We start from the raw sequence: 21,368 nt of genomic DNA on the forward strand, positions 1-21,368 counted from the left end.
CCGCGCCCGCCCGCGCTCAGCCGGAAGCCCGCTGCGCGGCCGTCCTCAGGGCGGCCGCGGCGCCCTCGGTGACCGGGTCGCCGTGTCCGAAGCAGGCCACGGATGGGGCCAGGGACGCCAGCCGCCGGAAGGAATCCAGGGCGCGGCCGCGGTCCACGTTGAACACCCCGAGCATCACTTGGCCCACCGCCGCCACCGCGTCCCCCGTGAACAGCACGCCGTGGCGCGGGAGATGGACGCCGATGCTGCCGTCGGTGTGCCCGGGCGCGTGCACGACGTACGCCCCGTCCCCGAAGCCCAGCGCGTCGCCGTCCTCCACCTCCCGGTCCACCCGGGTCGGCGGGGCCTCGGGAAGGGTGAGCCCGCGCTCGTACAACGGCATCTCCCAGTCCAGGAGCACCGGTTCGGGGACGGGCGCATCGCCGCGGATCACCGGCGCGTCGAGCCGGTGCGCCACCACGGCAGCGCCCCGGCGTTCGGCCAGTTCGCCCGCGCCGCCGACGTGGTCGCGGTGGCAGTGGGTCAGGACGATCCGCTCCAGCCGCTCGGGACGCAGCCCGAGGGAGCGGACCGCCTCCTCGATCCCGGCGGCGGCGCCGGCCGGCCCGGAGTCGATCAGGGTCAACGCCTCCCCGTCACGCCACAGGTACGCCTGGCCGATGGGGTAGCGGAGCATGTACAGCCGCTGCGGTACGACCTCCACGAGGTCGGGTGTGGCGAAGGTGTTCACGGAGCGAACGTACGCTCCACCGCGCCCGCACCGCGGGGGACTTCACTCGCAGCGGACTCCGCCCAGAGCGCACTGCGCCCTGGGCGGACAGCCGGAGGGACCGGACCGGCGTCTCAGTCGCGCTTGGACTCCGCGTAGTTCACCAGGAAGAGCGCCTCGGCGACCGAGAGCCGCTCCAACTCCTCCGGGGACACGCTCTCGTTGACCGCGTGGATCTGCGCCTCCGGCTCGCTCAGCCCGATCAGCAGCATCTCGGCCTCGGGGTAGAGGGAGGTCAGCGTGTTGCACAGCGGAATCGATCCGCCCATGCCGCTGATCTGCATCTCCTGCCCGGGGTACGCCGCTTCCATGGCCGCGCGCATCGAGGTGTAGGCCGGGCTGTCGGTGTTCGCCTGGAACGGCTGGCCCTGGCCCACGACCTCGAGGGCGAGGCGCGCCTGCCACGGGGTGTGCGCCACCAGGTGCGCTTCCAGGAGCTTGATGGCCTCGGTGACGTCCACGCCCGGTGGGACCCGCAGGCTGACGAGGGCGCCCGCGGAGGCGTGTACGGACGGCGTGGCGCCGACCACCGGCGGGCAGTCGATGCCGAGGACCGTCACGGCCGGTCGGGCCCACAGCCGGTCAGCGACCGTGCCGTTGCCGATCAGCTCCACTCCGTCGAGCACCCGCGCGTCGGCGCGGAAGTCCGCCTCCGGGTACTGCAGCCCCTCCCACACGGCGTCCGAGGCGAGCCCGTCCACGGTGGTCGAACCGTCGGCCGCCCGCAGCGAGTCCAGTACCCGGATCAGCGCGGCGAGCGCGTCCGGGGCGACGCCGCCGAACATCCCGGAGTGCAGGTTGCCGCCCAGGGTGTCCACCTTCACCTTGAGCAGCGTCATGCCGCGCAGGGTCGCCGTCACCGTCGGCAGGCCCAGGCGGAAGTTGCCCGCGTCACCGATGACGATCGTGTCGGCGGTCAGCAGTTCGGGGTGCGCCTCGGCGTACTGCTGGAGGCCGCCGGTGCCCTGCTCCTCCGAGCCCTCGACGATCACCTTCACGCTGACCGGCACCCCGCCGTTGGCCTTGAGCGCGCGCAGCGCCAGCAGGTGCATGATGAACCCGCCCTTGCAGTCGGCCGCGCCGCGCCCGTACCAGCGGCCGTCGCGCTCGGTCAGCTCGAAGGCGGGGGAGATCCAGGCGGCGTCGTCGAGCGGCGGCTGGACGTCGTAGTGCGCGTAGAGCAGGACGGTCGGCGCGCCCGCGGGGCCGGGCAGGAAGCCGTACACCGACTGCGTGCCGTCCGGGGTGTCGAGCAGGGCCACGTCCTGGAAGCCCTCGGCGCGCAGCGCGTCGGCCACCCAGTTGGCCGCGGCCTCGCTCTCGCTCCGGGGGAACTGGGCCCAGTCCGCGACCGACTGGAAGGCCACCAGCTCGGACAGCTCCTGCTTGGCGCGGGGCATCAGCGAGGCGACGGTCTCGGCGATCGGATCGATCGGCATGGGCACGCTCCTTTTGGGTGCGACGTCGTTGTGCGTGTGAGGGCGGAAACGGGGGCATACGGTGTGCGTGCGTACGCCGGGTTACGGCGTATGACGGTCCGATCCTCCCACAGCGGGGTGAGCCGGACCCGCGCCGTAGGATTTCCCCGGCATCGGGACACCGGGACCGTCGGGACCATCGGGACCAACGCGTGATCAGGAGCAGCAGCACATCGTGAGCAGCGACGACGTACACGGCGCGGACAACGCGGACGACGCGGGTAGCGCGGACGAGGCGGGTACCGCGGACCGCGCGGACCGCGCGGGCGGCACGGACAAGGCCGGCGACGCGGGGCAGGACGCGCGGGAGCCGGGCGAAGCGGCGGAAGCGACCGCCGAGGTGCCCGGGGAGCCGGAAGGGGCGGACGAGGTCTGGGACGTGATCGTCGTCGGCGCCGGACCGGCCGGTGCCTCGGCCGCGCACGCCGCCGCCGGTGCGGGCCGCCGGGTGCTGCTGCTGGAGAAGGCCGAACTGCCGCGGTACAAGACCTGCGGCGGCGGGATCATCGGGCCCTCGCGGGACGCGCTGCCGCCGGGCTTCGCGCTGCCGTTCAAGGACCGCATCCACGCGGTCACCTTCTCCCTCAATGGCAAGCTGACGCGCACCCGCCGTTCCAAGAACATGCTGTTCGGACTCGTCAACCGCGCCGAGTTCGACGCCGGGCTGGTCGCCGAGGCCGAGAAGGCGGGCGCGACCGTCCGCACCGGCACGGCCGTCTCGCGCGTCGAGCAGCACGGCCCGGCGGTGCCCGACCGGCGCACCGTCGCCGTGGTGCTGTCGGACGGCGAAGTCGTCCTGGGCCGCGCCGTGATCGGCGCGGACGGCAGCGCGAGCCGGATCGGCGCCCATGTCGGGGTCGAAATGGACCAGGTCGACCTGGGCCTGGAAGCGGAGATCCCGGTCCCGCCCGCCGTGGCCGAGGACTGGAAGGGGCGGGTCCTGATCGACTGGGGCCCCCTGCCCGGCAGTTACGGCTGGGTCTTCCCCAAGGACGACGTCCTCACCGTCGGCGTGATCTCGGCGAAGGGCGAGGGGGCGGCGACCAAGCGCTATCTGGAGGACTTCATCGCGCGGCTCGGCCTGGCCGGTTTCGAGCCCTCCGTCTCCTCCGGGCACCTCACCCGCTGCCGCACGGCCCAGTCGCCGCTCTCGCGCGGCCGGGTCCTGGTCGCGGGTGACGCGGCCGGACTGCTGGAGCCGTGGACCCGGGAGGGCATCTCCTTCGCCCTGCGCTCGGGGCGGCTCGCGGGGGAGTGGGCCGTGAAGATCTCCGAGGCGCCGGACGCGGTGGACGCGCGGCGCCAGGCCCTCAACTACGCCTTCGCCGTCAAGGCCGGGCTCGGCGTGGAGATGGGGGTCGGCCGGCGGATGCTGGGCGTCTTCGTGACCCGGCCGGGCATTCTGCACGCCGCGCTCATCGGCTTCGGTCCCGCGTGGCGGGCCTTCGCCCGGATCACCCAGGGTGCGACGAACCTGGCCGACCTGGTGCGTACGTACCCCCTGGCCCGCAAGGCGCTGCACGCGATGGACCGCAGGGAGGGCCGGGCGCAGGCAGAGGCATCGCACGCCCGGGCGCAGACGCAGGCAGTGAAGCAGGCACCGGCGCAGACGCAGACGCAGGGGCAGACGCAGACGCAGGGCCAGGAAGAGGCGTAGGCACCGGAGGGCGGCGGGGGCGGATCAGTCCGAGACCGTCAGGCGGAAGACCGGGTGGTCGGCGGCGGCCGCGCGCAGTTCCTCCTCGGAGGAGCGCGCGGTCACGCCGCGGAAGAACCGGTTGACCTCCCAGCCCCACTTCACGAGGTAGCCGCGCAGGACGACGGCCTTCTCGGCCGGGTCGGTCAGCTCGACCGCGGTGAACGTGCGGACCCGGCGGCCCACGCGGAGTTCGCCGCCGCCGGCGGCCCGCATATTGCGCACCCACTGGGAGTGGCCGCGGGCGGAGACCAGGTGCTGGACGCCGTCGGCAGCGGTGTACGGGTTCACCGGGATGCGCCGCATCTCGCCGGACGTACGGCCGCGGACGGACAGCTCCGCGGTGCCCGCGAGACTGATGCCCAGCCGGGCCAGCCTGCCGAACAGGGCGTTGAACCGGGTCTCGAAGGCGCTGGCCTTCAGGTAGTAGGGGGCGGGCGTGCTCATGGCGGCCTCCGGTGGTCTGGCTGGTCGGTTGGTTAGTGGGTCGAGATTGGCTGGCTGGCCTGTACGGGCGGGTGCTCCCCTCCCTTTCGAGAGCACCGCTCTCGCTTGAGATCAGTGTGCACGGATCGCCGCATCAAAGCAAGAGCAGTGCTCTCGAATGAGAGCGAGGGTCGCGTTTGTGGGCGCCGCTCACCTCCATGCCACACTGATCCCCATGAGCACCGTGCGTGGGGCCCGGGAGCGGGCCCGTACCGAGATCACCGCCGCCATCAAGGACGAGGCGCGCCGCCAACTGGCCGCCGAGGGAGCCGCCAAGCTCTCCTTGCGAGCCGTCGCCCGCGAGGTGGGCATGGTCTCCTCCGCCCTGTACCGCTACTTCCCCAGCCGCGACGACCTGCTCACCGCGCTCATCGTGGATGCCTACGACAGCCTCGGCGCAGCCGCCGAGGGCGCGCACGCCCGTACCGTCGCCGCTCCGCCCCGCGAGCGCTGGCTCTCGGTCTGCCGGGCGGTGCGCGCCTGGGCCCTCGCGCACCCGCACGAGTACGCGCTGATCTACGGATCGCCGGTCCCCGGCTACGCCGCCCCCGACTCCACCGTCGCTCCCGCCTCCCGGGTCGGCAACGTCCTCATCTCGATCGTCCGCGCCGCCTACGAGGGCCCCGGCCTCGCCCTGCCTCCCCTCGCGCCGGTGCTGCGCGCGGAGGCGGAGCGGATGGCCGAGGACTTCGCCCCCGGGCTGCCGCCCGAGGCCGCGCCCGCCCTGGTCGCGGCCTGGGCGCAGCTGGTGGGGCTGATCTCGTTCGAACTGTTCGGCCAGTTCCACCGGGTGGTCGAGGAGCGCGAGGCGTTCTTCGAGCACGCGGCGGGACGACTCGCCCACGAGGTGGGCCTTCCGGTCCCGCCCGGCAAGTGACCTGCGACCGGGGGCACGGGGCAGGAACACCGCAGGGGCGCCGCCCCGATGAAGATCACATGACAAGGTGACAAGTCGCTTGTCTGTTCCTCACATCAAGCGAACCGATTCTGCCGCCCCCGCTCGGCGGCGCGTCTAGTCTTCCTCGCGTCGGTGCCCAGTCGCCCAAACGCCTGCCGGAGGAAGAAACGCCATGGCCACGACTCGCGCATCGAGGTCCCTCTACGCCGTCCTGATGGTCGTCGCCCTCGCCGCTCCCGCGCCGGCGATCTGCTCGGCCGCGGCGGGCCCGGGGCAGGGCTCCGGGGCCGCCGCGCAGGCGGGTCCGCGGGCGTCCGGCCCCGTCCCCGCTCCGACCCCCGGCCCGAACGAGCCGGTCCGGCCCCGGTTACCCGGGGTGCGCGGCCTGGACGTCGCGGTGCCGGCGTACGTGTGGGCGGACGACCCGATGCTGGACGAGCTGACGGCCACCGGCCCGGCCGCGTCCGTCGTCGTCCTCAACCCCGGCAACGGCGACGCGCCCTTCGACGCTCCCTGGCAGGCCCGGGCCGATGTGCTGAGGGGCGGCACCACTGCCAACGGAGAGCGCACCAAAGTCCTCGGCTACGTCCACACCGACCACGGCAACCGGCCCCCGGCCGAGGTCAGGGCCTCCGTGGACCACTACCTCAGGACCCCCGACGGCCTGCTCCATGTGGACGGCATCTTCTTCGACGTCGTCAGCCGTGACTGCGGCCCGGCCAACGCGACCCGCGACCTCTACGCCGACTACCACCGCTACGTCCAGGACGCGATGCGGGCGGTCGACCCCACCGTCCCCGACCTGGTGGTCGACAACCCCGGCACGGCCATCGCCGACTGCTACCTCGAACCCGGACACCGCACCGCAGACGTCTTCGTGACCTTCGAGGACACCTACGCCGCCTACACCGGAGGCGGCTGGCTCGGGGGCAACGTCTTCAACGAGGGGACCGGCTACCGGGCGGGCGCCGAACTCGACCCGAGCGGCACCGCCTTCTGGCACCTGGTCCACGACGTCCCGGACGCCCCCGCGATGCACGCCACCCTCCGGACGGCCTTCACCCGCGGGGCGGGCTACGCCTACGCGACCAGCACGGCCATGCCCAACCCCTGGAACGCCCCGCCGGACTGGAGGTTCCGCCCCCAGACCACGTACGCGAGCACCCTCGGCTGACCTCCGACCCCGAGCCGCCCCCGACTCCGCCCCGCCCCGCGAGCGAGACCTGTCGGTGGCTCAGATCCCCGCCGTCTCCCGCCACAGCCGCGCCAGTGACGCGTCGCCGCTGATGCCGGGACCGTCCAGCGGGGTGCGGTTCCACAGGGCCGTGTACAGCCACGCCGCCTCACCCGTCACCTCGCAGTCCGCCGGACCGGCGTCCCCCCGGACCGTACGGGCGGGCTCGCCCGACAGGTGTACGGTCCAGGCCTCGCCCGTGTCGGAGGTGCGCAGCCGCAGCACCCGCGGCTCCGGGGTGCGCACCCGGCTGCGCGGTCGCGCATGGAACCCGGTGAGCACCTCGTCCACCCCGTCGGCCGCGAACGCCGGATCCACCGGCGTGAAAGCCGTGCCCAGCGCGCCCTCCGCGTCCATCCGGTGCACCGCCGTCTCATGGGCCTGGCGGCGCGCCCAGAACGCCAGCGGGGAGGGCGGCTCCGTCGGCAGGAAGGTCCAGCACCGCACGTCCGCCGGGGCGTCGGTCAGCGTCCGTATCAGTGCCGCGTGCCCCTCGCGGAACCAGCTCACCAGCGGCGCGCCGGTCAGCTCGGGGGCGTCGGGGAACGGCACGGGCTCGGGCAGGGCGCCCGCGACGAACCCCGCCGCCCAGCGGTGGACCGCCCCCGTGTGCCGCAGCAGGTCGGCCACCCGCCACTCGGGACAGGACGGCACCGGGGCGTCCGGGCCCGCCTGTTCGGCCGCGTCGGCGAGCAGCCGGCCGTCCCGGTCCAGCGTCTTCACGTGCTCGATGATCTCCATGCGGCGAGTGTGCCAGCGAGCACTGACAATGGGGAGATGGAGCGGCCACTCCCCCCTTCGCGACCCACCCCCGAACTCTTCCCGCGCGAGCGGACCGAGATCGCGCCCGGCGCGGTCCACGTGCCCGACTGGCTCGGCATCGACCGCCAGCTCGCCCTGCTGGCCGCCTGCCGCGAGTGGGCCCGCCCGCCCGCCGGTCTGCGCACGGTCCGGACCCCCGGCGGCGGCGCGATGACCGCCCGCCAGGTCTGCCTCGGGCTGCACTGGTACCCGTACGGCTACGCCCGCACCGTCGTGGACGGCGACGGGGCGCCGGTGAAGCCGATGCCCGCCTGGCTCGCGGAGCTGGGCCGGGAGGCCGCGGCCGTGGCGGCGGTGGAGCCCGTACCCCCGGGCGGAGCGCCGGCGTACGACATCGCCCTGATCAACTTCTACGACGCCGGCGCCCGCATGGGCATGCACCGCGACGCCGAGGAGCGCTCCCCGGCCCCCGTGGTCTCGCTGAGCCTGGGCGACAGCTGCGTCTTCCGCTTCGGCAACACCGTCTCGCGCGGCCGCCCGTACCAGGACGTGGAACTGCGCAGCGGCGACCTGTTCGTGTTCGGCGGTCCCGCCCGCAGGGCCTTCCACTCGGTGCCCAAGGTCCTGCCGGGCACGGCTCCGCCCGCGCTGGGCCTGACCGGGCGGCTGAACATCACCCTGCGCGTCGGCGGCCTCGGCTGAAGGGCGGCGTCCGCGGCCTGCCGCTCATGCGAGGATCGCTGTCATGAACGGCAACACGGCCCCGCGGCGGGTGGGGGATGTGACCACCGGCCCGCTCCCGGACCCGACCACCGACGCCACCCGGGCCGCGGCTCCGGGCACGAGGACGGCCACGGGCAGGGGCACGAGCGCGGACGCCGACATGAGCCCGGACGCGCGGACGGACGCGGCCACCGGTCCGGCCACCGAGCCGGGTACGACGTCCGCCCGCACCAAGCTGGAGCGGGGCCGCGGCGCGCTCGGCCCGGCGCTGGAGCTGGTGCACACCGGGCGGGCCCCGACCCGGGCGGTCCTCACGGCCGAGCTGGGCGTGACCCGCGCCACCGCCGGAGCCGTCGCCGCCGAGCTGGAGGCCCTCGGCCTGATCCGCGTCGATTCCCGCCCCGGTGGGGCCGGCGGCACCCAGGGCCGCCCTTCGCACCGGCTGTCGGTGGACGAGAACGGGCCCGTCGTCCTGGCCGCGCAGGTCCACCCGGACGGCTTCCGCGCCGCGCTGGTCGGCCTCGGCGGCCGCATCGTGGCCACCGCCCCCGGGCAGGTGAAGGTCTCCGCCGACCCGGCCCAGGTGCTCGGCGCGGTCGTCGAGGCGGGCGCCGCGCTGCTCGCGAGCAGCGGTCGCCGGTGCGTCGGCGCGGGTCTCGCCGTGCCGTCGGCGGTCGCGGAGCCGGAGGGAACGGCGCTCAACCCGCTGCACCTGGCCTGGCCCGCCGGTTCGCCGGTGCGCTCGATCTTCGCGCGGTGCGTCCGGGCGGCGGGGATCGAGGGCCCGGCCCTGACCGGCAACGACATCAACCTCGCCGCGCTCGCCGAGCACCGCCACGGCGCCGGGCGCAGCGCACAGCACCTGCTCTGCGTGGCCACCGGCCACCGCGGGGTCGGCGGCGCGCTGGTCCTCGACGGGCGCCTGCACAGCGGGAGTTCGGGCCTGGCCCTGGAAGTAGGCCATCTCACGGTGAACCCGGAGGGCCGGGCCTGCCACTGCGGCAGCCGCGGCTGCCTGGACGTGGAAGCGGACCCGCTGGCCTTCCTGACGGCGGCCGGCCGCGTCCCGGGGCCCGCGGTCTCGCTCCTCCAGCAGGCCCGTGACCTGCTGCGCGCGGAGTACGCCGACCCCTCGGTACGGGCGGCGGCGGAGGAACTCATCGACCGCCTCGGGCTGGGGCTGGCCGGGCTCGTGAACATCCTGAACCCGGACCGGATCATCCTGGGCGGGCTCCACCGAGAGCTGCTCCAGGCCGACCCGGACCGGCTGCGCGCGGTGGTCGCGGACCGCAGCCTCTGGGGCCGCAGCGGCGGCGTGCCGATCCTGCCGTGCACCCTGGACCACAACAGCCTGGTCGGCGCCGCGGAGCTGGCGTGGCAGCCGGTCCTGGACGACCCGCTCGGCGCCCTGGGGGCGGCGGCCTGATCCCGGCGCACCGCGCCCGGTCCCGCTGCCGGGGGACCGGCGCGAGGGCCGGCCACGGTCAACCCGGTACGGCGCCCAGCGCGCCCACCCGCGCGGGTTCGGCCACCGGCACCCCCTGGTCCACCGCGGCCGCCACCGGCTGCACGAGCGGCTCGGCGGTGACCGGCGGCGCCGTCGGCCGCCGGAGCGGCACGGGACGGATCCTTACGGGACGCGCGGGCGCAGCGGGGGCGGGGGCCGCCCGGAGCGAGAACCAGACGACCTTTCCCGCGCTGTCCGGCTGCGGCCGGGCGCCCCAGGACTCGCTGACCGCCGCTATCAGGGCGAGACCGCGCCCGCAGGTCTCCAGCGGGTCCGCGTCCCGGCTGACGGGCAGCCGCGGATCGTTGTCGTGGACCGAGACGGTGAGCCTGCCGAGGCGCAGCTCGATCTCGACCCGGCAGGCCTTGTCCGGCTCGGCGTGGCGGTGGACGTTGCTGAGCAGTTCCGTCACGCCGAGCGCGGCCCGGTCTATGAGCGGGTCGAGCTGCCAGTGGCGCAATTGTGCCGAAATGATGCGGCGGACCTGGCCGATCCGCGGTGGCAGGGCCTGCAGTGCGACGACGCAGTGCCTGCGTGGATGACTTATCACGGCTGCGACTCCCCGACATGAGTGTTACGGGTGCTGCACCCTCTGTGACGCCCCACCAGAGTCACCCACCGTCCGCCCCCGTGCAACCGAAAGCAACCAAAAGGAAAGCGCATGGAACCCCAAAGTGACTGTTTGTGCAGGTGAGGGGGGTACATTGCGAAAGCAGGGGGAGCGCGGAAGCAGTACGCACGAAGGAGCACGGCGCATGAGCACCACCGGTACCACGGCCACCACCGTTGACATCGACCGCAGCGACGCCGCCTGCCGGGCCTGGCTGAAAGAAGCCGTCCGCAAGGTCCAGGCCGATGCCAACCGCTCCGCCGACACCCACCTGCTGCGCTTCCCGCTCCCGGAGGAGTGGGGGATCGACCTGTACCTCAAGGACGAGTCGACCCACCCCACCGGCTCGCTCAAGCACCGCCTCGCCCGGTCGCTGTTCCTGTACGCCCTCTGCAACGGCTGGATCCGCCCCGGACGTCCGGTGATCGAGGCCTCCTCCGGCTCCACCGCCGTCTCCGAGGCGTACTTCGCCAAGCTGATCGGGGTCCCGTTCATCGCCGTCATGCCGCGCACGACCAGCCCGGAGAAGTGCCGGCTGATCGAATTCCACGGCGGGACCTGCCACTTCGTGGACGACCCGATGAAGATGTACGAGGAGTCGGCGGCGCTGGCGGCGCAGACCGGCGGCCACTACATGGACCAGTTCACCTACGCCGAGCGCGCCACCGACTGGCGGGGCAACAACAACATCGCGGAATCGATTTACCAGCAGCTGCGCCTGGAGCGGTACCCCGAGCCCACCTGGATCGTCGCCACCGCCGGCACCGGCGGCACCTCCGCGACCATCGCCCGCTACGTGCGCTACATGCAGCACGACACCCGCGTCTGCGTGCCGGACCCGGAGAACTCCTGCTTCTTCGACGGCTGGACGCACCACGACCCGGACGCGAGCAGCGACTGCGGCTCGCGCATCGAGGGCATCGGCCGCCCGCGCATGGAGCCGAGCTTCGTGCCCGGCGCGATCGACCGGATGATGAAGGTGCCGGACGCCGCGAGCGTCGCGGCCTGCCGTGCGCTGGAACGGGCCATCGGCCGCAAGGCGGGCGGCTCGACGGGCACCGGCCTGTGGAGCGCGCTGAAGATCATCGCCGAGATGGTGGCCGACGGCCGCAGGGGCAGCGTCGTCACCCTGCTGTGCGATCCGGGCGAGCGCTACCTGGACAAGTACTACTCGGACGGCTGGGTCGCCGCCCAGGGCATGGACCTCGCCCCGTACGCGAAGACCATCGAGACCCTGCTGGACTCGGGCGCCTGGCACGAACCCGCCGCCTGAGCCCGGCACCGCGGGCGTGCGGACCGGCGAACGGCTACCGGGCTGCCGCCAGCCGGCCGTCCAGGGTGCGGACCGCCGTGCGGAACGAGTGCCCCAGCCCCGGCCGGGCGGCCGCCAGACCCAGCCGGAAGGGCGCCGAGCCGTCCGCCGCGAAGGTCCACCGGACCCGGGTGCCGGAGCCGGAGGCGCTCAGCAGCCACTCCTCCAGCAGGGCCCGCACACCGGGGACGTTGGTCCGGTCCACCCGGTAGGCGTAGCGGCGTCCCGCGTCGGCGGCCATGACCGTCTCCTGGAAGCGCACACCGCCGACGAGTCCGATCTCCCGCCCCGCGCCGCCGTGCGTCGGCCGGGCGAGGGTGACCGCCCTGAACCAGGACGGCCAGCCCGTCACCTCCTCGGCCAGCGCCCGGTACACCGCGTCCGGCGAAGCGGCCGCCTCGGCCGTGTACACGAGGCGTATCGGGGCGGTGTCGGTGAAGTCCAGCCCCACGGGGCGCAGTCGGCGAGCCATGACGCAACTCCTGTGGCGGGTGAGGGGGAAGGGCGATGGGCGGGCACGGTCCGGCCGGCCGCCGGTGCGCGACACCCTAACTGTCCGGCCGTCAGTTGTCTGCGTCAGCCCTCCGGGTGCTGGGCAGCCGGTCCCGCTCGCGGGATGCTGGACCGGGGCCGCAGCCGCCCCGAGAGTGGAGGCCACCGTGCCGGACATCCCCACGTCCCGTCCCCGCCCCGCCGCCCCTTCGCCGGCCTCCGGACACGCGCCGGGTACGGCCGCGAAACCGCTCGCCCTCGAACTGCTGGTCCACGGAGTCGCGGGCGCCGCCCCCGGGGAACTCCTCGGCGACCCCCGCACCGTCCGCGTCACCGGCGACTCCACCGCCGCCGTCTTCCGGCGCACCGAGGACGCCGACGCGGAGGCCCACCCCGAGCGCTACACCGGCCGCCCGGTGCCCGAGGTCTACTGCTGGTCCCGGCTCACCTCCGGGAACGGCGCCCGCGCGCTGTGGCTGCTGCTCCTGCCCTTCATGGTGGCCAACCTCGCCCACTGGGCCCGGCCGCCCGCGCCCGCCGGAGCCGCCCGCGCGGTGCGCGCGTACGGCCTCCTCGTCCGGACGGTCGCGCTGAGCCTCACCGTCCTGCTGATCGCCGCCGCCTGCGAGGTCTCCCTCGACCTGTTCGCCTGGCAGTGCGCGGGCTCGGCGCGCTGCGCCGCCTCCCGTTCCTGGCTCGCGGTCCTCTCGCCCGAGCGCGGCGGCTGGTGGTCGCAGCCGGGACGGCGCCTCGCCCTGGGCGCGCTGGTCCCAGCGGGGCTGACCTGGCTGCTCTGGTACCTCTCGAACCGCACGTGGAGCGCGTACGAGTCCCAGCCGCCGCCCCCGGCCGCACCCGAGCCCGACGAGGCCGAGGACGGCGTGGAGGGCGGCGCCCCCGCGCTCGGCCGGCCCGGATTCTGGTACGGGCGACGGCTGGTGGCCCGGCTGCGCGCCGCCCACACCGCCGCCGGACTGCTCACCGTCGCGGCGGCCGTGCTGGTCCCGACCCTGCGCTACGACGCCCAGGCGGCCGGAGCCGCGCTGCCCGCCGCGGCGGGGCGGGCCGCACAGGCGCTCCTCGTGACCGGGGGCGCCGTCGTGCTCTGGGTGGTGTGCCGGCGCGGGCGCACCGAACACCGCGCCGACCACCGCCCCGACCGCGCGGTGGTCGCCGTACTCCCGGGCTGCGCGCTGGCCCTGCTGGCCGCCGTGCTCTGCTACGCCTGCTGGTCCCGGCCGGGCTGGACCTCCACCGGCCGCCTCCCCGGGGACGCCGTCTTCGGGGCGCTCGCGCTGGCCCAGGGCGGCTGCGTGCTGGCCCTCGCCGCCGTGGCCGCGCACCTGCACCGCCGGGGCACGGGAGGCGCGTTGCGCGGGCTCGGCGGCCCCGCCGTGGCGATGCTCGGCTGCGCGCTCGGCGGGGTGCTGTCCGGCGGGGTCGCGCAGCGCGTGGGCGACTGGCTGGCGGACACCGGCGCTCCGGGACCGGGGAGCGCTGCGGCGGGAAGCACAGCCCTGGGGGCGGTGGGGCGTACGGCGCCGGGCGCCGGCGAGGTGGCCGGGCCGCCCGTGCTGCTGTCCTGGCAGGCCGCCGTCCTGCCGCCGCTGCTCCTCGTACTCCTCTTGGCCGCCTGCTGGTTCGGGGCGCGCGGCGCCCGCGCCCGGCGCGCGATGGCCGCCACCGTCGCCGCCGAGTACCCGGGAGCGGTGCCCGACCGGGCGCGCAGCCGCCGGATCGCGGGCGCCCGGGCCGCGGCGGCCCTGACCGACTCGGCCCCCTGGTTCGTCGGCGCGATCTCCACCGTCACGCTGCTCCTCGGCGCGGGCGCGGTGGCCGGCGCCTGGCTCAGCGGCCGGGACCCGGGCGACGCCGCCCGGCACGGCTCGCCCCTCCTGGAGGCCGCCGCCCGCGGCGCCCAGGACGCCGGGTCCTGGCTGGTCGGCTTCGGCTTCGTCCTCTTCGTCACCCTGGGCCGCCGCGCCTACAAGGACCCCTCCGCCCGCCGGACCATCGGGATCCTCTGGGACGTGGGCACCTTCTGGCCGCGCGCGGCGCACCCCTTCGCCCCGCCCTGCTACGCCGAGCGCGCCGTCCCCGACCTGACCTGGCGGATGACCACCTGGACCGACCGGACCGGCGGCCGCCTGGTCATCTCCGGTCACTCCCAGGGCAGTATGCTCGCGGCCGCCGCCGTCTGGCAGCTGCCGCCGCAGGTCCGGAGCCGGGTCGCGCTGCTGACCTACGGGTCACCGCTGGCCAGGCTCTACGGCCGCTGGTTCCCCGCCTACTTCGGGCCCGGTCCGCTCACCGCGCTGCACCGCGAGGTGGAGTGCTGGCGCAACCTCTGGCGCGCCACCGACCCGATCGGCGGTCCGGTCCTGGTGGAGGACGTGGACCGCGGGCCGCTGGCCGACCCGGTCGCGTACGGACGTACCGCCCGGCACCCCTTGCCCGCGCCCGTCCTCGGCCACTGCGACTACCAGGCCGATCCCGCCTTCGCCGCCGAACGCGCCGCGCTGCTGGCCCGCCTCGTCCTCGGCTCCGGTTCGGCGGGGGAGGGCGGGCCCGGCCGTGCGGTCAGCAGGGAGCCGGCAGCAGCGGAAGGTCCGCCGCGAACAGCAGGGTGAGGTCGTCGGTCGTGGGCTCGGCCAGCTGGGCCACCCGGCCGGCGTGCCGCTCGACCATGGACTCGAAGGTCTGGCGGGCGGTGCGGCCGTTGCCGAAGGCGGGACCCTTCGGCAGCTGGGTGAAGTACGCGAGCAGTGCCTCGGTCGTGCCCTCGCCCAGGCGGTACTCGTGCTCCTCGGCCTGCTGTTCGACGATCCGCAGCAGCTCCTCGGGCCCGTAGTCCCCGAAGGTGATGGTCCGGGAGAAACGCGATGCCACCCCGGGGTTGACGGTGAGGAACCGGTCCATCTCCGCCGTGTACCCGGCGACGATGACCACCACCGCCTCCCGGTGGTCCTCCATCAGCTTCACCAGGGTGTCGATCGCCTCGCGCCCGAAGTCACGGCCCGAGTCCTCCGGAGCCAGCGCGTACGCCTCGTCGATGAACAGGACCCCGCCCCGGGCCCGGTCGAAGGCCTCCTGGGTCCGGATCGCCGTGGACCCGATGTGCTCGCCGACCAGGTCGACCCGGGACACCTCCACCAGGTGGCCCCGCTCCAGCACCCCGAGCGAGGCCAGGATCTCCCCGTACAGCCGCGCCACGGTGGTCTTGCCGGTCCCGGGGGAACCGGTGAAGACCAGGTGGCGGCGGACGGAGGCGGCCTTCAGGCCCGCGCGCTGCCGGCGGCGGCCCACCTCGATCATGTCCGTCAGGGCGCGGACCTCGCGCTTGACGCTCTCCAGGCCCACGAGGGCGTCGAGCTGCCCCAGGACCTCGCCCGAGCCGCGAGCCGCGCTGCCGGGCGTCCCCTCCGCGTCCCCGGCGCGCTGCCCCGGAACCACCGCCTCCGACCGGGCCGGACCGCCGCCCGGGGCCTGCGCCGCGTCGGCGGCCGCCCGAGCCGTCGCGGGTACGCCGCCCCGTGCTCCCGCGCCGGTGCCCGCGGCGGGGCCCGCGCCCGCCGCGGACGCCGTCCCCAGCACCCCGGCGCGCACCGCCGCCTCGTCGCTCGTGCAGTCCTCGGAGAGCGGGCCCTCCTCGGCGAACTCGTAGCCCCCGCGCGCGCACCGCTCGGTGTGGCAGCGGGTCAGTGAGGTCCGGCAGCCGTCGATGACGTGGAAACCGAAGCCGGTGCTGCCGCTCACCCGGCAGGCGTGGAAGGTGCCCCGGCCGCCCGCCGACACGTAGAACCCGGCCTCGGCGGCGGAACTGACGGTGCACCGCTCCAGCGTGGGGTCCGCGCCCTTGGTGACGATCACGCCGGTCTGTACCGCGTCGATGGTGCAGTTCGCCAGCGTGCCGCCGCTCCCGTGGTCGCGGAACCAGGCCCCGGTGGCCGCCTCCCGGATCCGGCAGTCGTCGAGCTGCGCGGTGGCGCCGTCGCTGACGGACACGGCGGTGTTGCGCACCTGGGACAGGTCGCTGTCGACCACGTCCACGCGCGAACCCCGGTCCAGCACGAAGAGGGCGTCCGGCACGTCGTGGACGCGGCAGGAGTCGAGCGAGGCGGCGGCTCCGTCGCTGACCCACACCGCCGGATAGTCGCCCGTACTGTCATGGATCTCGCAGGATTCGGCGTCCACCCGGGTGCCCGGATCCCACACCGACAGGCCGTTGCGGCCGAACCGGCGCACGGTGGTGCGGCTGAGGGTCAGCACCGAACGGGAGCGCAGGTCCACGGCGTTCTCGGGAATGTCGTGGATGTCGCAGCCCGCCAACGCCAGCACGGCGTCCGTGTCCAGGGTGACCCCGTCCGCCGAGGTGCGGTGCACCGAGCAGTCGGTGAGCCGGGCCGTGGCCCGGGCGGCGATCTGCACGCCGGTGCCCTTGATCTCGTAGACCTCGCAGCCCAGCGCGTCCAGGCCCGAGCCCTCGCCGGTCACGCCGATGCCGGCGCCGGTGCTGTGGTGGATCCGGCAGCGCTCCAGGCGGGGGTGGCCGCCGCCGCGCACCGAGACGCCGGTCTGGCCGGCGGACACCACCTCGCACTCCTCGAACACCCCGCCGCCGCCGTCGATGACGGAGATGCCGACTCCCGTCGGGTTCTCGACGGTGCACCGGCGCACCACGGGCCGGGCGCCGCCGCGCACTTCGATGCCGGCCGCCGACCGGGTGCTCACCCGCAGGTCGGTGAGTTCGGGGGAGCCGTCCTCGACGAGCAGCGCGGGAGCCGCCCGGTCCTGGCCCTCCAGGTGTAGGTCCTGGACGATCGCGGAGGCCCGCACGGTCAGCGCCACCCCGTCGGGCGGGGCGATGCGCACCGAACCCGGGCCGCCGCCCTCGGACCCGCGCAGGGTGACGGCGTGGTGCAGCACCAGGTTCTCGCGATAGGTGCCGGGGGAGATGGACAGGACGTCCCCGTCGCCCGCGGCGGCGAGCGCCGCGGTCAGCGTCGGATACTCACCGGAGCGGCGCCGCCATCGCGAAGGCCCGCCGTGCGTCACCTGGACCGTGCCCTGTGCCATCGTGCTGCCGTGCCCCCACCCTCGTGCTCGTGACCCTCGTGCGCGCCGAAGCGGCTGACCGGCCCTCGACGGCCCGCGTTCGCGACCCTGCCCGCGCCGGCCGGTCCACCGTAGCGCGCGCGGGCCCGGTGGGACGCCAGGTCAGCTGCCCGCGCCCGCCCGGCCCCAGTCCGGTCCGGCCGCCGCCCAGGCCCTGTCCAGCCGCGTGTACCGCCGATGTACGAGGCGGCGTACGACCATGCGCCGGAGCGTCTCCACGAGCGCGGCCGCCCCGATCGCGGCGGCCAGGCCCACCAGCCCGGCGTGCACGGCGGCGGTCGAGGGGTCCAGCGGACGCCCCACCACCCGGCCGCGGGTGTCGGTCCATATCCGGAACCGGTCGCCCGGACGCGGTGGTTCCTGTGCCGCCGGGACCGTGCCCCGGTGGCTGGTGCCGTCCGGCGCGGTCCACGCGGCGACGATCTCCGTCCGCTGCGGGGACTGCCGCTGCGCGGCGGGATCGGCGGCCGCCCCACCCGGGGAAGCCGCCCCGCCCGGAGAATCAGCGGCGGGCCGGAGCACGACCGCCGGGATCAGGTACCGCTCCTGCCGCTGCTCGCGCGCGGCGCGCTGCAAGGTCCCGTCCACCCGCAGACCCGCCGTCCACCCGACGGCCGGCACCACCACCAGGACGCACACCAGGGCGGCGAAGGCCACCCACGCTTCGATCAGATCCGTCCGCCGGCGCAGCGGATTGCGCCGCCAGCGCCAGACTCCCATGGCCGTCCACACGGTCGGGCACCCCCTCGCCTCCGTCTGTCTGCGCGTCCAAGCCTCGCCCATGTCCCGCGGACGCGCATTCCGGGACCTCGATCCGCGTGTCACCCGATCCGGTGGTCAGCCGGACGACCGGTCACGCACATCTCATGCGGCACAACGGCGCCGCGGTGCCGCTCGGTTCCCGATCCCGCGCAGAGCCCCCCGAAGGTGTCGGTCCGGACACGGTCGAACGGACTCGGAACGCAGCCGAGGCCCCGTCAGGGACCGCATCCGCGGCCGCACTCGAGCACCCGTCAGGAGCCGCGTCCGCGCCGCGCCGTGTCCGGGCGGGTCGGCCCAGCGCCCGCCCAGCCTCGTCGGGCCGGCTCGGGCCCGCCTCGTGCGCCGCTCGCGCCGGGCGGTTCAACCGAGGACGCGGACCTCGTCGCCGACCCGGACCGTCCCCAGCTCCACGGGGGCCAGCATCCGTCCGAAGGCCAGCGACTTCCCGATCCGCCGGTGCTTGGCCAGGGTCTTGAGCGGCTCCTTGCCGCGCTCCGCCGTGCGCTGGTCGGTGGTGGTGATCACGCACCGGCCGCACTCGCGGACCCCGCGGAAGACCGCGTCGCCGATCGCGACGCGCGTCCAGGCGTCCTCGGCCCAGGCCTCGGCTCCCGAAACCACCACATTGGGCCGGAAACGGTTCATCGGCAGCGGCCCCTCGGCGGAGTGATCCCCTTGCGCCACCAGCTCGTTGAGCGCGTCGAGCGACGCCTGGGTGGCCACCAGCAGCGGGTAGGCGTCGGCCAGGCTCACCGTTTCGCCAGGCAGCGCGTAATCCGGGTCCACGGGCCGCCGTACGGCCGGGTCGTCGAGGTGCACCAGCCGGGCCGCGAACCCGAGGTACTCGCTGAACCAGGCGTGCCCGGCGCCGTCCGCGACGACGGTGTCGATCTTCTTCCCGAACAGCACGACGGGCTCCAGCGGCCCGGGCGCGGGCGGTTCCACCACGGTCGTCGCCAGACCGGGGGCCGACAGTGCGACACCGCCGCTCTCCAGCGGGCGGGCCGTGGCCAACGCGAGGCGCGGCTGCTCGCGTTGGGTGACGATGCGGCCCTCGCTGTCGATCACCGCCCAGCGCCGGTCCCCGGCGAGGCCCCAGGGCTCCACGGCCACCTCGTCGGGAGAGGTCCCCGCCACCGATTTGACGGGGTGGACGTGGAGTTCCTGGACACGCATCGTGGTCATGGGGGCATCATTCCAGTCGCCCCCGCCGGCATACCAGCGGGTATCGGCCGCTCTTGCCGTCAGTTCACCGGCGCCGTCACCACCGGACGCCGACCTTCCCCCGCGGCGTCAGTAGCCGCGCCCCTGGTACGGGCGGCCGTACTGGTCCTCGTACCCCGACTGCGCCGGAGCCTGGGCCTGGGCGGGCCGCGGCGCCGCCGGGCGCATGGCCTCGTAGCCGGTGGCCGTGGCGACCGGCCGCGGCTGCTGCGGCTGGGGCGCGTACCCACCGCGGGCGGCGACGGGCTGCTGCTGCGGGATGTACGGGGCGGGCGCGTGGTGCAGCGGCATCGGCTGGGGGGCGCCCTGCTGCTGGTACGGGTACCCGTAGGCCGGCTGCTGCGGCGACGGGGCCGCGGGCAGCGCGGGCAGGGCCGACGGCAGCGCCGGCAGGTATCCGCCCGAGTAGCCGTTGTTGCCCTGCGGGGCGTTGTGCCCCTGGTAGCCACCGCCCATGGAGTCGTAGGCGGCCGGCACGCGGATGGGCGCGATCTGGGGGGTGCCGCGTTCGGCGACGAGGGAGTCGTAGATGGGGGTGTCCGGGAAGGAGGGCGCGGAGTAGTAACCGCCGCCATAAGTGGAGCGGGGGGAGGTCATGGCACATAAGTTAAGCCCACGACTTCACCGGGTCCATAGCGAGGGCTCGTCAACACCGCGCTGACCTGCATCTTCGCAGGTCAGCGGGCCGGCTTTCACTTGACGTTCACGTGCACGATTCGTCGCTTCCACCCCGGCTTGTTCGTACTCGTACCTGCCTGACGGTGCGTCGGGTGAATGTCCGTCACACGGCTGTGACCTCGGATGACGCCGGTTCAGGCCGCAAGCGGAAGCCGTTTCAGGCGTCGCTGGGGCGGGCGTAGGTGCGTCCCTTCCACGCGGCGCCGCGCCCGCGGTAGTGCTGCACGGCCGAGTCGACCGTCATCAGCAGGTAGAGCAGCGCGGTCAGTGGCAGCAGTGGCGCGAGCGCCGCCGACTGCCGGTAGTAGCGCAGCATCGGCAGGTACGTACCGGCCATCAGCAGCCAGGCCGCGGCGCCCGCCGCCGCGGCCACGGGCCGCCCCGTCAGCAGCCCCGCGCAGCACGTCACCGGCGGTGCGAGGTAGACGAGGGCCAGTCCCGCCACCGTCCCCACCAGCAGCGACGGCTGGTGACGCAGCTGTGCGTAGGCACTGCGCGAGACCATCCGCCACAGGTCCCCGAGCCCGTCGTACGGACGCACGCTGTCCACCCGCTCCGCCAGCCCCAGCCAGATCCGGCCACCGCTGCGCCGCACCGCGCGGGCGAGGGACACGTCGTCGATCACGGCCTGGCGGATGGACTCCGGTACGGCCGCCCGTACGGCAGCCTCCGTGCGCAGCAATACGCACCCGCCTGCCGCGGCGGCGGTCCGCCCCGCCTGCCGGTTGATCCAGCGGAAGGGGTAGAGCTGGGCGAAGAAGTAGACGAAGGCCGGCACGACCAGCCGCTCCCAGACGGTGACGATGCGCAGCCGCGCCATCAGCGACACGAGGTCGAGGTCGGCCGAGACCGCGGCCGAGACCAGCTCGCGCAGGCTGTCCGGCTCGTGCGCGATGTCCGCGTCGGTGAGCAGCAGGTACTCCGGAGCCCCGGCCTCCGTGGCGCGGGCCAGCCCGATCCCGTGCCGCAGGGCCCACAGCTTGCCCGTCCAGCCGGCGTCCGGCTCACCGGGGGAGCAGACGGTGAGCGGCAGTCCGGGGTGCTCGCGGGCCAGGGCGCGCGCGAGCGCGCCGGTGCCGTCGGTGCTCCCGTCGTCGACGAGGAACACCTCGGCCTCGCCGGGATAGTCCTGGGCCAGCAGCGACGGCAGGCTCAGCGGCAGCACCGCGGCCTCGTCCCGGGCGGGCACGACGACGGCGACCGAGGGCCACCGGGCGGGCGGGGTGCGCGGCGGCAGGCGGACATCGGTCCGCCAGAACATGCCCTGGCCGAAGGTGAGCCAGAGCCAGACGGCGAGCGAGGCACAGGCGGCGATGCTGAGGGGGCCCATTCCCGCAGTGTGCCGAAACGGGGCCCGGGTGTCGCGCATCCACGCCAGGGGGGATTGCGGGGCGGAGTCTCGGCTGCTGGCGCGGGTGAAGGGCGTCCGCCCTGGCCGTCGGGGCGTCGGCCTGCGCGGCGGGCATTCGGCTTGGCTGCCGGACGTCGGGCCCGCGTGTCGGGCACCCGGCGTGGCCGTTTGGTGCCTGGCCTGGCCTGGCCTGGCCTGACCTGGTCTGGCGTCGGGCGCTCGGCTCGGGCATCGCGTTGTCGGCCCGTGGGCCTGGCACCCGGCTTGGCCG

At 74.9% G+C, this 21,368-nt stretch carries 18 protein-coding genes; 7 read left to right on the forward strand and 11 right to left on the reverse strand.

Features of this window, described 5'->3' with window-relative positions; genetic code table 11:
- Nucleotides 1-16: 16 nt before the first annotated feature.
- Together ABZY31_RS21655 and ABZY31_RS21660 are read right to left on the reverse strand one after the other, a co-directional pair.
- Nucleotides 17-676: an MBL fold metallo-hydrolase gene (locus ABZY31_RS21655; protein WP_356412778.1), complete on the reverse strand. Its 660-nt coding sequence runs from the start codon at nt 674-676 to the stop codon at nt 17-19.
- Between the two features lie 167 nt (nt 677-843).
- Nucleotides 844-2,208, reverse strand: coding sequence for a dipeptidase (locus tag ABZY31_RS21660; RefSeq protein ID WP_356412735.1), 1,365 nt, complete (start codon nt 2,206-2,208; stop codon nt 844-846).
- Nucleotides 2,209-2,587: 379 nt separating this feature from the next.
- Between ABZY31_RS21660 and ABZY31_RS21665 the strand changes: the two genes are divergently transcribed.
- A complete protein-coding gene (locus tag ABZY31_RS21665) occupies nt 2,588-3,904 on the forward strand; it encodes a geranylgeranyl reductase family protein (RefSeq protein WP_356412780.1) in 1,317 nt (438 codons plus the stop codon).
- Between the two features lie 24 nt (nt 3,905-3,928).
- Here the strand turns inward: ABZY31_RS21665 and ABZY31_RS21670 are convergent, their stop codons facing one another.
- Complete coding sequence (locus ABZY31_RS21670) at nt 3,929-4,390, reverse strand: nitroreductase family deazaflavin-dependent oxidoreductase (protein ID WP_356412736.1); 462 nt, start codon at nt 4,388-4,390, stop codon at nt 3,929-3,931.
- Nucleotides 4,391-4,604: 214 nt separating this feature from the next.
- Between ABZY31_RS21670 and ABZY31_RS21675 the strand changes: the two genes are divergently transcribed.
- Both ABZY31_RS21675 and ABZY31_RS21680 read left to right on the forward strand, forming a co-directional pair.
- Nucleotides 4,605-5,306 (forward strand): TetR/AcrR family transcriptional regulator, encoded by a 702-nt coding sequence (locus tag ABZY31_RS21675; protein ID WP_356412738.1) that lies wholly within the window; start codon nt 4,605-4,607, stop codon nt 5,304-5,306.
- A 193-nt stretch (nt 5,307-5,499) separates the two neighbouring features.
- Nucleotides 5,500-6,501: a spherulation-specific family 4 protein gene (locus ABZY31_RS21680; protein ID WP_356412739.1), complete on the forward strand. Its 1,002-nt coding sequence runs from the start codon at nt 5,500-5,502 to the stop codon at nt 6,499-6,501.
- A 60-nt stretch (nt 6,502-6,561) separates the two neighbouring features.
- On the opposite strand, the gene ABZY31_RS21685 is transcribed toward ABZY31_RS21680, so the two are convergent.
- Nucleotides 6,562-7,302: a maleylpyruvate isomerase family mycothiol-dependent enzyme gene (locus ABZY31_RS21685; protein WP_356412741.1), complete on the reverse strand. Its 741-nt coding sequence runs from the start codon at nt 7,300-7,302 to the stop codon at nt 6,562-6,564.
- Nucleotides 7,303-7,338: 36 nt separating this feature from the next.
- On the opposite strand from ABZY31_RS21685, the gene ABZY31_RS21690 reads away from it, so the two are divergent.
- Nucleotides 7,339-8,025, forward strand: coding sequence for an alpha-ketoglutarate-dependent dioxygenase AlkB (locus ABZY31_RS21690; RefSeq protein WP_356412742.1), 687 nt, complete (start codon nt 7,339-7,341; stop codon nt 8,023-8,025).
- A gap of 181 nt (nt 8,026-8,206) precedes the next feature.
- On the forward strand, nt 8,207-9,472 hold the full coding sequence (locus ABZY31_RS21695) for an ROK family protein (RefSeq protein ID WP_356412781.1): 1,266 nt from the start codon (nt 8,207-8,209) through the stop codon (nt 9,470-9,472).
- A gap of 58 nt (nt 9,473-9,530) precedes the next feature.
- Here the strand turns inward: ABZY31_RS21695 and ABZY31_RS21700 are convergent, their stop codons facing one another.
- Nucleotides 9,531-10,103 (reverse strand): ATP-binding protein, encoded by a 573-nt coding sequence (locus tag ABZY31_RS21700; protein WP_356412744.1) that lies wholly within the window; start codon nt 10,101-10,103, stop codon nt 9,531-9,533.
- A 205-nt stretch (nt 10,104-10,308) separates the two neighbouring features.
- Here ABZY31_RS21700 and ABZY31_RS21705 point away from each other — a divergent pair, with 205 nt between their 5' ends.
- Nucleotides 10,309-11,436 (forward strand): PLP-dependent cysteine synthase family protein, encoded by a 1,128-nt coding sequence (locus ABZY31_RS21705; RefSeq protein WP_356412745.1) that lies wholly within the window; start codon nt 10,309-10,311, stop codon nt 11,434-11,436.
- A gap of 34 nt (nt 11,437-11,470) precedes the next feature.
- Here the strand turns inward: ABZY31_RS21705 and ABZY31_RS21710 are convergent, their stop codons facing one another.
- On the reverse strand, nt 11,471-11,947 hold the full coding sequence (locus tag ABZY31_RS21710; RefSeq protein ID WP_356412747.1) for an SRPBCC family protein: 477 nt from the start codon (nt 11,945-11,947) through the stop codon (nt 11,471-11,473).
- 283 nt (nt 11,948-12,230) lie between these two features.
- On the opposite strand from ABZY31_RS21710, the gene ABZY31_RS21715 reads away from it, so the two are divergent.
- Complete coding sequence (locus tag ABZY31_RS21715) at nt 12,231-14,597, forward strand: hypothetical protein (RefSeq protein ID WP_356412783.1); 2,367 nt, start codon at nt 12,231-12,233, stop codon at nt 14,595-14,597.
- Here the strand turns inward: ABZY31_RS21715 and ABZY31_RS21720 are convergent.
- The 5 genes from ABZY31_RS21720 to ABZY31_RS21740 all read right to left on the reverse strand — a co-directional run bounded on the left by ABZY31_RS21720 (nt 14,548) and on the right by ABZY31_RS21740 (nt 21,076).
- Nucleotides 14,548-17,043, reverse strand: a complete 2,496-nt coding sequence (locus ABZY31_RS21720; protein ID WP_356412749.1) for a right-handed parallel beta-helix repeat-containing protein — start codon at nt 17,041-17,043, stop codon at nt 14,548-14,550. The two genes, ABZY31_RS21715 and ABZY31_RS21720, sit on opposite strands and share 50 nt — an antisense overlap.
- 141 nt (nt 17,044-17,184) lie before the next feature.
- The gene (locus ABZY31_RS21725) at nt 17,185-17,802 is read right to left on the reverse strand and encodes a hypothetical protein (protein WP_356412751.1); all 618 of its coding nucleotides are present in this window, start codon (nt 17,800-17,802) and stop codon (nt 17,185-17,187) included.
- 402 nt (nt 17,803-18,204) lie between these two features.
- On the reverse strand, nt 18,205-19,029 hold the full coding sequence (locus ABZY31_RS21730; protein ID WP_356412753.1) for an MOSC N-terminal beta barrel domain-containing protein: 825 nt from the start codon (nt 19,027-19,029) through the stop codon (nt 18,205-18,207).
- Between the two features lie 108 nt (nt 19,030-19,137).
- Entirely contained in the window at nt 19,138-19,665 is a 528-nt protein-coding gene (locus ABZY31_RS21735; protein ID WP_356412754.1) for a DUF6643 family protein, read from the reverse strand.
- Between the two features lie 238 nt (nt 19,666-19,903).
- Complete coding sequence (locus ABZY31_RS21740) at nt 19,904-21,076, reverse strand: glycosyltransferase (protein WP_356412756.1); 1,173 nt, start codon at nt 21,074-21,076, stop codon at nt 19,904-19,906.
- Nucleotides 21,077-21,368: the final 292 nt, after the last annotated feature.

The sequence above is a fragment of the Streptomyces sp. NPDC006529 genome, assembly GCF_040611795.1.
Lineage (GTDB): Bacteria > Actinomycetota > Actinomycetes > Streptomycetales > Streptomycetaceae > Streptomyces.

Excerpts from the sequence above, each read along its gene's own strand:
- ABZY31_RS21655 (WP_356412778.1), bottom strand. The coding sequence starts at position 676 with ATGCTCCGCTACCCCATCGGCCAGGCGTACCTGTGGCGTGACGGGGAG.
- ABZY31_RS21660 (WP_356412735.1), bottom strand. The coding sequence starts at position 2,208 with ATGCCGATCGATCCGATCGCCGAGACCGTCGCCTCGCTGATGCCCCGC.
- ABZY31_RS21670 (WP_356412736.1), bottom strand. The coding sequence starts at position 4,390 with ATGAGCACGCCCGCCCCCTACTACCTGAAGGCCAGCGCCTTCGAGACC.
- ABZY31_RS21675 (WP_356412738.1), top strand. The coding sequence starts at position 4,605 with ATGAGCACCGTGCGTGGGGCCCGGGAGCGGGCCCGTACCGAGATCACC.
- ABZY31_RS21680 (WP_356412739.1), top strand. The coding sequence starts at position 5,500 with ATGGCCACGACTCGCGCATCGAGGTCCCTCTACGCCGTCCTGATGGTC.
- ABZY31_RS21685 (WP_356412741.1), bottom strand. The coding sequence starts at position 7,302 with ATGGAGATCATCGAGCACGTGAAGACGCTGGACCGGGACGGCCGGCTG.
- ABZY31_RS21690 (WP_356412742.1), top strand. The coding sequence starts at position 7,339 with ATGGAGCGGCCACTCCCCCCTTCGCGACCCACCCCCGAACTCTTCCCG.
- ABZY31_RS21695 (WP_356412781.1), top strand. The coding sequence starts at position 8,207 with ATGAGCCCGGACGCGCGGACGGACGCGGCCACCGGTCCGGCCACCGAG.
- ABZY31_RS21705 (WP_356412745.1), top strand. The coding sequence starts at position 10,309 with ATGAGCACCACCGGTACCACGGCCACCACCGTTGACATCGACCGCAGC.
- ABZY31_RS21710 (WP_356412747.1), bottom strand. The coding sequence starts at position 11,947 with ATGGCTCGCCGACTGCGCCCCGTGGGGCTGGACTTCACCGACACCGCC.
- ABZY31_RS21720 (WP_356412749.1), bottom strand. The coding sequence starts at position 17,043 with ATGGCACAGGGCACGGTCCAGGTGACGCACGGCGGGCCTTCGCGATGG.
- ABZY31_RS21725 (WP_356412751.1), bottom strand. The coding sequence starts at position 17,802 with ATGGGAGTCTGGCGCTGGCGGCGCAATCCGCTGCGCCGGCGGACGGAT.
- ABZY31_RS21730 (WP_356412753.1), bottom strand. The coding sequence starts at position 19,029 with ATGACCACGATGCGTGTCCAGGAACTCCACGTCCACCCCGTCAAATCG.
- ABZY31_RS21735 (WP_356412754.1), bottom strand. The coding sequence starts at position 19,665 with ATGACCTCCCCCCGCTCCACTTATGGCGGCGGTTACTACTCCGCGCCC.
- ABZY31_RS21740 (WP_356412756.1), bottom strand. The coding sequence starts at position 21,076 with ATGGGCCCCCTCAGCATCGCCGCCTGTGCCTCGCTCGCCGTCTGGCTC.